Origin of the sequence: Streptomyces sp. BJ20, from assembly GCF_022869105.1 — a bacterium.
Classification (GTDB): domain Bacteria; phylum Actinomycetota; class Actinomycetes; order Streptomycetales; family Streptomycetaceae; genus Streptomyces; species Streptomyces griseoincarnatus.
The window spans coordinates 5281802-5294839 of record NZ_CP094918.1 but is presented as its reverse complement, the minus strand read 5'-3'; the positions used below and the strand labels follow the sequence as shown (position 1 = coordinate 5294839).

General features: G+C 68.8%; 12 protein-coding genes, 1 rRNA gene and 2 pseudogenes. 10 read left to right on the top strand and 5 right to left on the bottom strand.

Features of this window, described 5'->3' with window-relative positions:
• The first annotated feature begins 188 nt into the window (after positions 1 to 188).
• From MTR79_RS23950 to MTR79_RS23940, 3 genes are all read left to right on the top strand, one after another.
• A complete protein-coding gene (locus tag MTR79_RS23950) occupies positions 189 to 1334 on the top strand; it encodes a GAF domain-containing sensor histidine kinase (RefSeq protein WP_048458560.1) in 1146 nt (381 codons plus the stop codon).
• Positions 1327 to 1968, top strand: a complete 642-nt coding sequence (locus MTR79_RS23945; protein ID WP_086704622.1) for a response regulator transcription factor — start codon at positions 1327 to 1329, stop codon at positions 1966 to 1968. The genes MTR79_RS23950 and MTR79_RS23945 overlap by 8 nt, the downstream gene beginning before the upstream one ends.
• Positions 1969 to 2123: 155 nt before the next feature.
• Positions 2124 to 2369, top strand: a complete 246-nt coding sequence (locus MTR79_RS23940) for a chaplin (protein ID WP_048458540.1) — start codon at positions 2124 to 2126, stop codon at positions 2367 to 2369.
• 112 nt (positions 2370 to 2481) lie between these two features.
• Here the strand turns inward: MTR79_RS23940 and MTR79_RS23935 are convergent, their stop codons facing one another.
• On the bottom strand, positions 2482 to 3270 hold the full coding sequence (locus tag MTR79_RS23935) for a hypothetical protein (RefSeq protein WP_122216713.1): 789 nt from the start codon (positions 3268 to 3270) through the stop codon (positions 2482 to 2484).
• A gap of 164 nt (positions 3271 to 3434) precedes the next feature.
• Here MTR79_RS23935 and MTR79_RS23930 point away from each other — a divergent pair, with 164 nt between their 5' ends.
• The 3 genes from MTR79_RS23930 (at position 3435) to MTR79_RS23920 (ending at position 5863) form a co-directional block, all read left to right on the top strand.
• Positions 3435 to 4232, top strand: a complete 798-nt coding sequence (locus MTR79_RS23930; protein ID WP_024887131.1) for an ABC transporter ATP-binding protein — start codon at positions 3435 to 3437, stop codon at positions 4230 to 4232.
• Positions 4233 to 4329: 97 nt separating this feature from the next.
• A complete protein-coding gene (locus MTR79_RS23925) occupies positions 4330 to 4761 on the top strand; it encodes an NfeD family protein (RefSeq protein WP_189366510.1) in 432 nt (143 codons plus the stop codon).
• Positions 4762 to 4918: 157 nt separating this feature from the next.
• A complete protein-coding gene (locus MTR79_RS23920) occupies positions 4919 to 5863 on the top strand; it encodes an SPFH domain-containing protein (protein WP_048458542.1) in 945 nt (314 codons plus the stop codon).
• A gap of 118 nt (positions 5864 to 5981) precedes the next feature.
• Here MTR79_RS23920 and MTR79_RS23915 read toward each other — a convergent pair whose 3' ends face one another.
• From MTR79_RS23915 to MTR79_RS23905, 3 genes are all read right to left on the bottom strand, one after another.
• A complete protein-coding gene (locus tag MTR79_RS23915) occupies positions 5982 to 6488 on the bottom strand; it encodes an HNH endonuclease (protein ID WP_048458543.1) in 507 nt (168 codons plus the stop codon).
• Positions 6489 to 6694: 206 nt separating this feature from the next.
• Complete coding sequence (locus MTR79_RS23910) at positions 6695 to 7234, bottom strand: YbhB/YbcL family Raf kinase inhibitor-like protein (protein ID WP_244791941.1); 540 nt, start codon at positions 7232 to 7234, stop codon at positions 6695 to 6697.
• Positions 7235 to 7275: 41 nt separating this feature from the next.
• Positions 7276 to 8058 carry a sporulation protein gene (locus MTR79_RS23905; RefSeq protein WP_114873390.1) on the bottom strand — a complete coding sequence of 261 codons (783 nt, stop codon included), beginning with the start codon at positions 8056 to 8058 and terminating at the stop codon, positions 7276 to 7278.
• Between the two features lie 191 nt (positions 8059 to 8249).
• Here MTR79_RS23905 and MTR79_RS23900 point away from each other — a divergent pair.
• Together MTR79_RS23900 and MTR79_RS23895 are read left to right on the top strand one after the other, a co-directional pair.
• Positions 8250 to 8417 (top strand): annotated as a pseudogene (locus tag MTR79_RS23900) (3-methyladenine DNA glycosylase); the annotation flags it as partial.
• A gap of 20 nt (positions 8418 to 8437) precedes the next feature.
• Positions 8438 to 9037, top strand: a complete 600-nt coding sequence (locus MTR79_RS23895) for a DNA-3-methyladenine glycosylase (RefSeq protein ID WP_244791939.1) — start codon at positions 8438 to 8440, stop codon at positions 9035 to 9037.
• A 7-nt stretch (positions 9038 to 9044) separates the two neighbouring features.
• Here the strand turns inward: MTR79_RS23895 and MTR79_RS23890 are convergent, their stop codons facing one another.
• The gene (locus tag MTR79_RS23890) at positions 9045 to 10547 is read right to left on the bottom strand and encodes a recombinase family protein (protein ID WP_244791938.1); all 1503 of its coding nucleotides are present in this window, start codon (positions 10545 to 10547) and stop codon (positions 9045 to 9047) included.
• 47 nt (positions 10548 to 10594) lie between these two features.
• Here MTR79_RS23890 and MTR79_RS23885 point away from each other — a divergent pair.
• Positions 10595 to 10946: pseudogene (locus MTR79_RS23885) on the top strand (DNA-3-methyladenine glycosylase); the annotation flags it as partial.
• Between the two features lie 542 nt (positions 10947 to 11488).
• Positions 11489 to 13016: ribosomal RNA gene (locus MTR79_RS23880) — 16S ribosomal RNA — on the top strand.
• Positions 13017 to 13038 lie beyond the last annotated feature (22 nt).

The following is a 13038-nucleotide window of genomic DNA, read 5'->3' as shown; positions in this document are numbered from 1 at the left end:
GGCTCCGGCGCCGCCTCGGGCCCGGGACGCAGCCGCCCGGGTCCCTTCGGCCTACGGCGGCACGCCCCCGTCCCTCGCCCTAGGTCACGACGGCTCGAACTGGACCCAGGACCTAGGACCAACGGCGGGGGAGAGGGGCGGACAGCGGTCCGATCCGCGGGCCCGTGCCCCGCCGGTACCGTGAGGACATGAGCCACGGCCCCAGGTCCGGCCTCGCCGCGGTGAGTTCCGCGTTGCTGGCCATGAGCAGGCATCTCGAGGTGCGCGACGTCCTCAAGACGATCGTCGCCTCCGCCCGCGAACTCCTCGACGCCCAGTACGCCGCGCTCGGCGTGCCCGACGACCACGGCGGCTTCGCCCAGTTCGTGGTGGACGGCGTCAGCGACGAGCAGTGGAAGGCCATCGGCCCCCTGCCGCGCCGGCACGGCATCCTCGCCGCGATGCTCGACGACGCCGCCCCGCAGCGCCTCGCCGACGTGCGCCGCGACCCGCGCTTCGGGGGCTGGCCCAGCGCCCACCCCGACCTCGTCGACTTCCTGGGCCTGCCCGTCCGCGACGGCGACGAGGTGCTCGGCGCCCTGTTCCTCGCGAACAAGAACTGCCCGAAGCCGGACGGCGCCTGCGGCTTCACCGAGGACGACGAGGAACTGCTCGGCATACTCGCCCAGCACGCCGCCATCGCCCTCACCAACGCCCGCCTCTACGAACGCAGCCGCGAGCTGACCATCGCCGAGGAGCGCTCCCGCCTGGCCCACGAGCTGCATGACGCCGTCAGCCAGAAGCTGTTCTCCCTGCGCCTCACCGCCCAGGCCGCCGCCCGTCTCGTCGACCGTGACCCGGCCCGCGCCAAGGGCGAGCTGCAGCAGGTGGCGGAGCTGGCCGCCGAGGCCGCCGACGAACTGCGCGCCGCGGTCGTCGAGCTGCGCCCCGCCGCCCTCGACGAGGACGGGCTGGCCGCCACCCTGCGCACCCAGGTGCAGGTCCTCGACCGCGCCCACAGCGCGCGCGTCACCTTCACCGGCCACGGCGTGCGCGCCCTGCCCGCCGCCCAGGAGGAGGCGGTGCTGCGGGTCGCCCAGGAGGCGCTGCACAACGCCCTGCGCCACTCCGGCGGGAGCCACGTCGACGTGACCCTGGAGCGGCGCGGCAACGGCGCGGTCCTGCGGGTCGGCGACGACGGCGACGGCTTCGACCCGCACACCGTCCGCCGGGCGGGCCGCCATCTTGGCCTGGTCTCCATGCGTGACCGGGCGAGCGGGGTCGGCGGCAGGCTGACCGTGGAATCGGCGCCCGGCAAGGGCACCACCATCGAGATGGAGGTACCCGGTGGCTGACGCGATCAAGGTGCTGCTGGTCGACGACCACCAGGTGGTCCGGCGCGGTCTGCGCACCTTCCTGGAGGTGCAGGACGACATCGAGGTCGTCGGCGAGGCCGCGGACGGCGCGGAGGGGGTCGCCCTGGCCGGCGAGCTCCAGCCCGACGTCATCCTCATGGACGTCAAGATGCCCGGCACCGACGGCGTGGAGGCACTGCGCAGGCTGCGCGACCTGGACCACCGCGCCCGGGTGCTGGTCGTCACCAGCTTCACCGAACAGCGCACGGTGATCCCCGCCCTCCGCGCCGGCGCCGCGGGCTACGTGTACAAGGACATCGACCCCGACGCGCTGGCCGGCGCCATCCGCTCCGTGCACGCCGGGCACGTGCTGCTCCAGCCGGAGGTGGCGGGCGCGCTCCTGTCCCAGGAGGAGGGCGGTTCCGGGGCGGGACGCGCGGGCTCGCTCACCGAGCGGGAGCGCGAGGTGCTCGGACTGATCGCGGACGGCCGCGCCAACCGGGAGATCGCCCGCGCCCTCGTGCTGTCCGAGAAGACGGTGAAGACGCACGTGTCGAACATCCTGATGAAGCTCGACCTGGCGGACCGCACCCAGGCCGCGCTGTGGGCCGTACGGCACGGACTCAGCGGCTGACCCTCGGCCCGTTGTCACCGGAAGGTTCCCCTCCGGTGCGAGATTCATACCATAGGGGGAATGGCTCCCCGGGCTCCGTATCCCCTGCCCGTGCCACGCGTTGCCCAGTGCGGACCGCGGCGCTCGCCGCGGTCGTCGCGAGGAGGGCTCGGAAAGTGAAGAACCTGAAGAAGGCAGCGGCCGTGACGATGGTGGCCGGCGGTCTGCTCGCCGCCGGTGCGGGCATGGCCTCCGCCACCGAGGGCAGCCACGCGGACGGCAAGGCCGTGGGCTCCCCGGGCGTCGTGTCCGGCAACCTCGTCCAGGTCCCGGTCGACGTCCCGGTGAACGTGTCGGGCAACAGCATCAACGTCATCGGTGTGCTGAACCCGGCCTTCGGCAACGTCGCCGTCAACGACTGACGACGGACGCCACCCAGACGACCAGCCCCGGCCGCCCGCCCCCCACCCGGCGCCGGGGCTCGTCCCTGCCCAGGGCCGGCGCCGGAACCTGTCCAGGCTCGGCGCCGAGGGCTCAGCGCGCCCCGCGCTCCTCCACGAACGCGTTGTACGCCGCCACCTGCGCCCGCCGGGCCGTCCGCTCCACCGGCCGCAGCGCCAACGCCCGCGCCGACATCTCCGACGCGCTCACCGCGCCGCCGTGCCCGTGCGCCGTCGCCAGCGACACCAGCGCGCCCACCCGCTGCGCGAGCTCCAGCACCCGCACCGCACGCGGCGGATACCCGGGCGCCAGCACGTCCTGCCCGCGTGACGCCGTGGCCCGCGCCCGGTACGCGTCGATCGCCGCCTCCGCGACCGGACCCGACCCGGCCACGTCCAGCCGCGTCAGCGCCTCCGTCGCCTCCCGCAGCGCCTCCGCCAGCTCCCGCTCCGCCTCACCCAGCGACGGCACGTCCGCCGGCGGCGCCTCCCGCACGGGCAGACAGTGCCAGAGGACCTCCACATGCACATCGCCCTCGGGCCCGGCCTCCGACACCTCGGGCACCAGCCCCAGCGCCGCCCCCTGGCACACCACGGCCTCCTCGGCCTCCAGCGCCCGCGCGTTGAACTCCGGCGGGCCGCTCAGCCCCAGCGGATGCCCCGGCGCCGGCAGCGCCACCCGCAGCCCCGACACCCCGAGCCCCCGCAGCCGCCCCAGGGCCAGCGTCAGCCCCACCGGCGCGGACTCCCCGGGCACCCCCTCCACCCGGTGCACCGCGTCCTCCCCGACGACGGCGAGCGCCGCCTCGTCCGGGGAGACAATTCCGGCAAGAAGGGCATTGCCCCAAGCTGCGAGACGACCGGAGCGTGGTTCGGAAAGCATGCGTACACCCTAGACAGCACACGGAAACCGGACCGATGGAATGTCCGGGTCGGCCGGTGGCGTAGATTTCATGACGGGCTCCCGCCCACGGGTGCGGCGGACCGACCCACAAGGCGTACGCGACAGCCGAGACCGGCCACACTGCAAGGGGAGACAAGGCGCTCATGAGCGATGTTCTGGAACTTCAGGACGTATCCGTGGTCCGCGAGGGCCGAGCTCTGGTGGAGCAGGTCTCCTGGTCGGTCAAGGAGGGCGAACGCTGGGTCATCCTCGGCCCCAACGGCGCCGGCAAGACCACCCTGCTGAACATCGCGTCCAGCTACCTCTACCCGAGCAAGGGCACCGCCACCATCCTCGGCGAGACGCTCGGCCGCCCCGGCACCGACGTCTTCGAGCTGCGTCCCCGCATCGGCGTGGCCGGCATCGCCCTCGCCGACAAGCTGCCCAAGAAGCAGACCGTCCTCCAGACCGTGCTCACCGCCGCCTACGGCATGACCGCCGGCTGGCAGGAGGAGTACGAGGACATCGACGAACAGCGCGCCCGCGCCTTCCTCGACCGCCTCGGCATGTCGGAGTACCTGGACCGCAAGTTCGGCACCCTCTCCGAGGGCGAGCGCAAGCGCACCCTCATCGCCCGCGCCCTGATGACCGACCCCGAGCTGCTCCTCCTCGACGAGCCCGCCGCCGGCCTGGACCTCGGCGGCCGCGAGGACCTGGTGCGCCGCCTCGGCCGCCTCGCCCGCGACCCGATCGCCCCCTCCATGATCATGGTCACCCACCACGTGGAGGAGATCGCCCCCGGCTTCACCCACGTCCTGATGATCCGTCAGGGCAAGGTCCTCGCCGCCGGCCCGCTCGAGCTCGAACTCACCAGCCGCAACCTGTCCCTGTGCTTCGGTCTCCCGCTCGTCGTCGAGCAGGTCGGCGACCGCTGGACCGCCCAGGGCCTCCCGATGAGCTGACACGACACCACCCCGCGCACAACACCCGGCACGACAGGGCCCGTTCGACCGACCGGCGCCCTGTCCGTGACCGGGTGCGCGGTTCTACCATGACCTTGTGGACATCGACGCATGGCTGTGGTGGCTGATCGGCGCGGCGGCACTCGGTATCGCCCTGGTGGTCACCGCGATGCCCGAACTCGGCATGCTCGCGGTGGGCGCCGTCGCCGCGGCAGTGGTCTCCGGCATCTTCGGCGGTGGGGCCGTCGCCCAGGTCGCGGTCTTCGCCGTCGTCTCGACCGCGCTGATCGCCGTCGTCCGGCCCATCGCCCGCAGACACCGGTCCCAGCGGCCCGAACTGGCCAGCGGAGTCGACGCCCTGAGGGGAAAACAGGCCGTCGTCCTCGAACGTGTCGACGGAAGCGGCGGCCGCATCAAGCTGGCGGGCGAGGTCTGGTCGGCCCGCGCCCTCGACCGCAGCCACTCCTACGAGGTCGGCCAGGAGGTCGACGTCGTGGAGATCGAGGGGGCCACCGCGATCGTCATGTGATCCCGCACCTGCCGCACGACACAACCGGTGCGAACCCGCCCCCGGTTGGCCCCGCGGTCTGACAGACTCGACCAGCAAGATCTACAACCGCACGACCGTGCACAGACACACGACCTGCCGTAGGCGCCGAGGCTAAGAAGGGTTCGGGGAACCGACGATGGAACCGGTCATCATCGTCCTGATCATCCTGGTGGTGTTGGTCTTCATCGCCCTGATCAAGACGATCCAAGTCATCCCACAGGCCAGCGCCGCCATTGTCGAGCGCTTCGGCCGTTACACGCGGACGCTCAACGCGGGCCTCAACATCGTCGTCCCGTTCATCGACACCATCCGCAACCGCATCGACCTCCGCGAGCAGGTCGTCCCCTTCCCGCCGCAGCCGGTGATCACCCAGGACAACCTGGTCGTCAACATCGACACCGTCATCTACTACCAGGTGACCGACGCCCGGGCCGCCACCTACGAGGTCGCCAGCTACATCCAGGCCATCGAGCAGCTGACCGTCACCACCCTGCGCAACATCATCGGCGGCATGGACCTCGAGCGGACCCTCACGTCCCGCGAGGAGATCAACGCGGCGCTGCGCGGCGTCCTCGACGAGGCCACCGGCAAGTGGGGCATCCGCGTCAACCGCGTGGAGCTCAAGGCGATCGAGCCGCCCACCTCCATCCAGGACTCGATGGAGAAGCAGATGCGCGCCGACCGCGACAAGCGCGCCGCGATCCTCCAGGCCGAAGGTGTCCGGCAGTCCGAGATCCTGCGCGCCGAGGGCGAGAAGCAGTCCCAGATCCTGCGCGCCGAAGGTGAGGCCAAGGCCGCCGCGCTGCGCGCCGAGGGCGAGGCCCAGGCCGTCCGCACGGTCTTCGAGGCCATCCACGCCGGCGACCCGGACCAGAAGCTGCTTTCCTACCAGTACCTCCAGATGCTGCCGAAGATCGCCGAGGGCGACGCCAACAAGCTGTGGATCGTCCCCAGCGAGATCGGCGACGCCCTCAAGGGCCTCTCCGGCGCCGTCGGCAACTTCGGCTCCAGCCTGGGTGGCAACGGCACCACGGCGAACGTCCCCGCCCAGGAACGCCGCGAAAACCCCTCGATCGACTGAGAGCACCCGGAAAACACGCGTTCCCCGCACCCCCTCACCAGGGGCGCGGGGAACTGCGCGCGATCAACCACGACGAACCCGCACCCGGGCTGTCAGCTCAACCCCTACGGCGAAACCGTCACGCCGCGGCCGACGCCAGCCACTCCGGCAGCGCCTCGAAGTCATCCCGGGCGAGAGCCAACAGCATCGCGTCCGCCGGCGTCGGCTCGTACGGCTCACGCAGCAACGGCATCCCCGCCTGCTCCGGCGTCCGGTCGGCCTTGCGGTGATTGTCCTCGGCGCACGAGGCCACCGTGTTCAGCCAGGTGTCCTGCCCGCCGAGCGAACGCGGCACCACATGGTCGACGGTCGTCGCCCGCCGGCCGCAGTACGCGCACCGGTGCCGGTCCCTCACCAGCACACCCCGCCTCGACCACGGCGCACGTCTTCGGAACGGCACCCGCACGTATTGGCAGAGCCTGATCACCCGGGGCGCCGGTATGTCGACCGCGGCTCCCCGCATCCGCAGTTCGGGATGGGCCTGCTCGACGACGGCCTTGTCCTGCAGCACCAGAACGACGGCTCGGTTCAGCGTCACCGTCGACAACGGCTCGAAGCTCGCGTTCAGCACCAGCGTGTCCCGCATACCAGCCCACCTCCCGTGCGCACCGGCCCGCCCCTCGGCGGGCTGGAACAACTCTGGCCGGGCGCGCCGGGATGGACAACGCAATATCCGCTGCTCCCACGGGAGACGACTCCCGGGGACCCCGACGGAAAAATGCCCGCCCCTGATCAATTCCAAGACCAGGGGCGGGCAAACGTTCCGGGAACGTCCGGTGTCGCGCGGGGGACTCAGGACTCCGCGGGCACCTCGTACTCACCGATCAGCTGGGCGCGCGCGAGCGTGTGGAACCGCAGGTTGAAGCCCACCACCGCGGGAGAGGCGTCCGCGTCCGGACCCAGCTTCTCCTGGTCCACGGCGTACACGGTGAACACGTACCGGTGCGGACCGTCACCGGGCGGCGGCGCGGCGCCGCCGAACTCCTTGGTGCCGTAGTCGTTCCGCGCGTGGACGGCGCCCTCCGGCAGCCCCTCGAACGAGCCGCTCCCGGCGCCGGCCGCCAGCTCGGTCACCGAGGCCGGGATGTCGAACACCACCCAGTGCCAGAACCCGCTGCCCGTCGGGGCGTCCGGGTCGTAGCAGGTCACGGCGAAGCTCTTGGTCTCCGGCGGGAAACCCTCCCAGCGCAGGTGCGGCGACGTGTTGCCCGCCGCGTGGACCTGAGCGTCCTTGAGCGTCGCCCCCGCCGTCACATCCTCGCTCGTCACCGTGAACGACGGCACGGGCGGATGGAAGTCATGGGGGAGCGGCCGCCGCTTGAGCTCGGTCACCTCGGTACCTCCTGATCGATGACGTTCGGTCCCGAACGAGCCTAGAACCAGTTCCGCTTGGAGCCGACCTCCGACAGCCACTGGTTCAGGTATGCCGCCCAGTCGGTCCCCTGGTAGTCGTTCAGGCCCACCTGGAAGGAACGGAACGTGTCGCTGCCCTCGCTGAACAGACCCGGCCTCTTGTCCATCTCCAGCACGACGTCCATCGCCTGCGCGTCGGCGACGAAGCTCAGCTCCACCTGGTTCAGCCCGCGGTACTGCGACGGCGGGTAGAACTCGATCTCCTGGTAGAACGGCAGCTTCTGCCGCGTCCCCCGGATGTGGCCGCGCTCCATGTCCGCGCTCTTGAAACGGAAGCCGAGCTGGATGAACGCGTCCAGGATCGCCTTCTGCGCCGGCAGCGGGTGCACGCTGATCGGGTCCAGGTCACCGGAGTCGACGGCCCGCGCGATCGCCAGCTCGGTGGTCACACCGATGTCCATCCCGCGCAGCGGCTGCCCGTCGATCATCGTGATCGGCGTCTCCCACGGGATCTCGAGCCCGAACTGCACGGCGTGCACCGCGCCCGCCTGCAGCTCGAAGGCCCCGCCCAGCTGCTGCTTGGTGAACTCGATGTTCTGCTTGTACTCCTCGTCGCCGCTCTCGACCTCGACCTTGGCCTGAAGACCGACCGACAGCCCTTCGATCTGCTGGTTCACGGACCCGCCCTGGATCCGCACCTCGCCCTGGACCACGCCCCCAGGAACGACGTTGACCTCGTGCAGCACCGTCTCGACCGAGGCCCCGCCGGCCCCCAGACTCGCCAGCAGCTTCTTGAACGCCATGTCTCTCCCTCTCCAGGCGACCCCGGCTGGGTCACACCCGATCCGCGGGCCAGCAGCACGTCGTGCGCCGGACTCCGATCCCTAACAACGCGATCCGGCCGCGGCCGGTTCCGTGTGCCCCACACCCCGGCGGCCGCGGCGACCGGTTGACCAGCCCGGCGCCGGCCCCGCCTCCAGTACCCTCGGACGGCATGATCGCGAGCCCCGACCGTACGCCCCTGCCGAGGGAGTTCTTCGACCGGCCCGTCCTCGAGGTCGCCCCCGACCTGCTCGGCCGCCTCCTCGTCCGCGACACCCCGGACGGCCCGATCGCCCTGATGTTCGGTGCGCCCGGCCCTATGTACGTCTACTTCACCTACGGCATGTCAAGGCGGTCGGGATGAACGTCGATCTCCTCGCCCACCCTGCCGAAGAGGTCGCCCCCAAGCTGCTCGGGAGTGTACTCACCTGCAAAACTGCCGAGGGGAGCGTAAGCATCGCCATCAGCGAGACAGAGGCGTACTCCGGCGCGGCCGACCCGGCTTCCCACGCCTACCGCGGCCGGACACCCCGTAACGCCGTCATGTTCGGACCCGCAGGACACCTGTACGTCTACCGGTCCCATGGTCTCCACTGGTGCGCCAACGTCGTCACCGGGACGGATGGCATCGCCTCGGCTGTCCTCATCCGGGCAGGCAAGGTCATCGAGGGGGAAGACCTGGCCCGCGAGCGGCGAGGGGAGAAGGTCGAGAGTCCACGCCTTGCCCGAGGTCCCGGGAACTTCTGCCAGGCGCTCGGCATCACAGCGGAACACAACGGTGCAGACCTCCTCACGGGTACCTCGGTCGTGTTGTCCGAGGGGGAGCCTGTACCTGCCGCGCTCATCCGGGTCGGTCCTCGGGTCGGCGTGAGCAAGGCCCACGACTGGCAACACAGGTTCTACCTCGCCGGCGATCCGACGGTCTCGGCGTATCGCCTGAGCCCGCGCGCCAAGCCGTGACCGGGTCTCAGGGGTGCCGGAACGTGATCCGGCAGTGCTCGGCCTTGAAGCTTCGAACCCCTCGACCACGCGGCATCAGCTCGACGCGCTCGCAGACTTGCATGACGACGGTCCGCACGTAGTCGATGCGGTCGGGGTCCTCGTAGTCCAGTTCCTCCCACAGGTACTCGTCGTCACCCAGGTCGACGCGTACCCGCTTCGCTGCCAGGTCTGCCAGCTCAGTCCGGATTTCGGTCAGGTCGGCGTCGCACCTGCCGATGCCCGTCCGCAAGGTCGATGCGTCGATGTCACCTACGGCGAACATCTCCGCCAGGGCGGTGCGCCTCTCGGATGCTGCCGTCTCCTCGGCCAGCAGCTCGGCCTCTCGCTCCTCGTCTGCGGGATCCGTGGCCGGCGCCGCGTTCCACTCCTCGGCCCTGCCGATGACCTTCCTGACCATGAAGGAGTCGAGAGGGTCCGCGGGGCAGGTGATGCACCGGTCACCTGAACAGGTGTAGATGCGGTACCGCTCTCCTGCCGCGTTCTTCCTGCTCCACCCTTGGGTGACGGCGGCCTGACACTTCGAGCAGCGGACCACGCCGGACAACAGGGCCTTGCGCTTGCCGCCACCGCCCGTGTTGCGCTCGGGGTCGCTCAGGTGGCGGACCAAGGCCCGGAACATGCCCTCAGAGACGATCGCCTCCCAGTTGCCCGCGCCGGTCTCCTCGGTCCGCCGCACGCGCTCCCCGTCCGGCTTCTCGACCCACTGCGAGTACGTCTGGATTCCCGCGTTCCTCGGCTTCAAGAGGACGCTCCGAAGGTTCGAGCTGCGCCACTCCTTGCCGTGAGGCGAGAGCAGTCCACGTGTGTTCCAGTCCTTCGCGACGGACCAGAGGGTGACGCCGGCCAGGACATCCTGGTACGCCTGCAGCAGGGCTTCCGCCTCTGCTTCCCGGTGCCTGCCGTCCCGCTCGAAGCCGAAGGGGCGAGTACTCCAGAAGGGCCTCCCCGACTCCCGGCGCCGCTGGTGTCCGAGTATCTGACGCTCAACTCGCATCTCGGTCTCGTTGCGAGCCACCACAGCGCCGATGCGAGCAGCGAGACGGCCGGACGGGGTGGACAGGTCGAGCACTCCCTGCGCCTGTGCGGCGGCCAGCGTGACGCCGGTCGCCTCGGCCAGGTCGACCAGATCCTCGAGGTCCCAGGGGGTGCGGTACATACGGTCGTAGTGGCGGGACACGATGGCGTCTGCCTTGCCGTCCTCCACCAGAGCCTTGACGCGCTCCCACTCGGCGCTCCGCTTGGTTCCCCGCTTCGTCGAAGCCGACGTGTCCTTCTCAACGATCGTGGCTACGACCGACCAGCCCTTCCGGTCGCACAGCGCCTGACTCAGCTCGACCTGTTGTGTCAGGTTTCCACCCTTGGACTCCTCGCCCCTCGGAGTGGGGCTGAGTCTGGCGTAGATGATCGCTCGCACTGCCTGTCTCCTGTTTGTCGTCGCTTGCGGATGATGCGGACCAACGACATACATGCCTGGTGAGTCACCTACGCATGTGGTCTTGCATGAACAGGGCCTTCCAGGGGCGGGCGAGCGCGGTGCTGCTGAGCGCGGATGAGATCCTCGAGCGCGGAGCTCGCCCGCACCCGCCGGCTTTCCGCCCGGAACGACAAGGAACTGGCCAAGGGCCCGGCCCGCCTCGCGACAGCCCTGGACGTCGACCGCTCCCTCAACGGCACGGACGCCTGCGCCACCGGCGACACTCCGCTCCGCATCCTCCACGGCACGCCCGTCGATTCCTCCCAGGTGCGGAACGGACCGCGCACCGGCGTCTCCGGGGAGGGGGGCGTGCACCCGTGGCGGTACTGGGTGGCGGACGATCCGACGGTCAGCCCCTACCGCGCCCACGTGCCGCGTCGGCGCCGAAGTTGACTCGCCCGTGGAAGATGCGTAACGTAGCCCGAGCCGCTTGAGCCGGGCAGGGCGTTCGTTCTGCATCCGCAAGCGGCCAACCCACTACCTACGACCACCCCATCAGCGGGGTCGATTCCGGCGTGTCCGCATGCCTGAATTCGAAGCCGCCGGCCCCGATTATGAATCGGGCGGGGAGATCGGTTAACGTAGTGAATGTCGAAAGGACGACGGGTGAAAGCCCAAAGCCCAACGACATCCCGTCGACCGGGAATCGGAGCCGAAAGGGTCTGATAGAGTCGGAAACGCAAGACCGAAGGGAAGCGCCCGGAGGAAAGCCCGAGAGGGTGAGTACGAAGGAAGCGTCCGTTCCTTGAGAACTCAACAGCGTGCCAAAAGTCAACGCCAGATATGTTGATACCCCGTCCATCCGGTTTCGGATGGTCGAGGTTCCTTTGAAAAAACACAGCGAGGACGCTGTGAACGTCGGGACTATTCCTCCCGATGTTCCGCTCTCGTGATGTGTGCACCCGCGCTTTTAATTAAGCACTGTCGGGTAAACATTCACGGAGAGTTTGATCCTGGCTCAGGACGAACGCTGGCGGCGTGCTTAACACATGCAAGTCGAACGATGAACCTCCTTCGGGAGGGGATTAGTGGCGAACGGGTGAGTAACACGTGGGCAATCTGCCCTGCACTCTGGGACAAGCCCTGGAAACGGGGTCTAATACCGGATACTGACCCGCTTGGGCATCCAAGCGGTTCGAAAGCTCCGGCGGTGCAGGATGAGCCCGCGGCCTATCAGCTTGTTGGTGAGGTAATGGCTCACCAAGGCGACGACGGGTAGCCGGCCTGAGAGGGCGACCGGCCACACTGGGACTGAGACACGGCCCAGACTCCTACGGGAGGCAGCAGTGGGGAATATTGCACAATGGGCGAAAGCCTGATGCAGCGACGCCGCGTGAGGGATGACGGCCTTCGGGTTGTAAACCTCTTTCAGCAGGGAAGAAGCGAAAGTGACGGTACCTGCAGAAGAAGCGCCGGCTAACTACGTGCCAGCAGCCGCGGTAATACGTAGGGCGCGAGCGTTGTCCGGAATTATTGGGCGTAAAGAGCTCGTAGGCGGCTTGTCACGTCGGTTGTGAAAGCCCGGGGCTTAACCCCGGGTCTGCAGTCGATACGGGCAGGCTAGAGTTCGGTAGGGGAGATCGGAATTCCTGGTGTAGCGGTGAAATGCGCAGATATCAGGAGGAACACCGGTGGCGAAGGCGGATCTCTGGGCCGATACTGACGCTGAGGAGCGAAAGCGTGGGGAGCGAACAGGATTAGATACCCTGGTAGTCCACGCCGTAAACGGTGGGCACTAGGTGTGGGCGACATTCCACGTCGTCCGTGCCGCAGCTAACGCATTAAGTGCCCCGCCTGGGGAGTACGGCCGCAAGGCTAAAACTCAAAGGAATTGACGGGGGCCCGCACAAGCGGCGGAGCATGTGGCTTAATTCGACGCAACGCGAAGAACCTTACCAAGGCTTGACATACACCGGAAAGCATCAGAGATGGTGCCCCCCTTGTGGTCGGTGTACAGGTGGTGCATGGCTGTCGTCAGCTCGTGTCGTGAGATGTTGGGTTAAGTCCCGCAACGAGCGCAACCCTTGTCCCGTGTTGCCAGCAGGCCCTTGTGGTGCTGGGGACTCACGGGAGACCGCCGGGGTCAACTCGGAGGAAGGTGGGGACGACGTCAAGTCATCATGCCCCTTATGTCTTGGGCTGCACACGTGCTACAATGGCCGGTACAATGAGCTGCGATACCGCGAGGTGGAGCGAATCTCAAAAAGCCGGTCTCAGTTCGGATTGGGGTCTGCAACTCGACCCCATGAAGTCGGAGTCGCTAGTAATCGCAGATCAGCATTGCTGCGGTGAATACGTTCCCGGGCCTTGTACACACCGCCCGTCACGTCACGAAAGTCGGTAACACCCGAAGCCGGTGGCCCAACCCCTTGTGGGAGGGAGCTGTCGAAGGTGGGACTGGCGATTGGGACGAAGTCGTAACAAGGTAGCCGTACCGGAAGGTGCGGCTGGATCACCTCCTTTCTAAGGAGCACTTCTCACCAAC

Bases quoted from the DNA above. Each gene is read 5' to 3' on its own strand.
- MTR79_RS23950 (WP_048458560.1), top strand. From the start codon at position 189: ATGAGCCACGGCCCCAGGTCCGGCCTCGCCGCGGTGAGTTCCGCGTTG.
- MTR79_RS23935 (WP_122216713.1), bottom strand. From the start codon at position 3,270: ATGCTTTCCGAACCACGCTCCGGTCGTCTCGCAGCTTGGGGCAATGCC.
- MTR79_RS23930 (WP_024887131.1), top strand. From the start codon at position 3,435: ATGAGCGATGTTCTGGAACTTCAGGACGTATCCGTGGTCCGCGAGGGC.
- MTR79_RS23920 (WP_048458542.1), top strand. From the start codon at position 4,919: ATGGAACCGGTCATCATCGTCCTGATCATCCTGGTGGTGTTGGTCTTC.
- MTR79_RS23915 (WP_048458543.1), bottom strand. From the start codon at position 6,488: ATGCGGGACACGCTGGTGCTGAACGCGAGCTTCGAGCCGTTGTCGACG.
- MTR79_RS23905 (WP_114873390.1), bottom strand. From the start codon at position 8,058: ATGGCGTTCAAGAAGCTGCTGGCGAGTCTGGGGGCCGGCGGGGCCTCG.
- MTR79_RS23895 (WP_244791939.1), top strand. From the start codon at position 8,438: ATGAACGTCGATCTCCTCGCCCACCCTGCCGAAGAGGTCGCCCCCAAG.
- MTR79_RS23890 (WP_244791938.1), bottom strand. From the start codon at position 10,547: ATGTATGTCGTTGGTCCGCATCATCCGCAAGCGACGACAAACAGGAGA.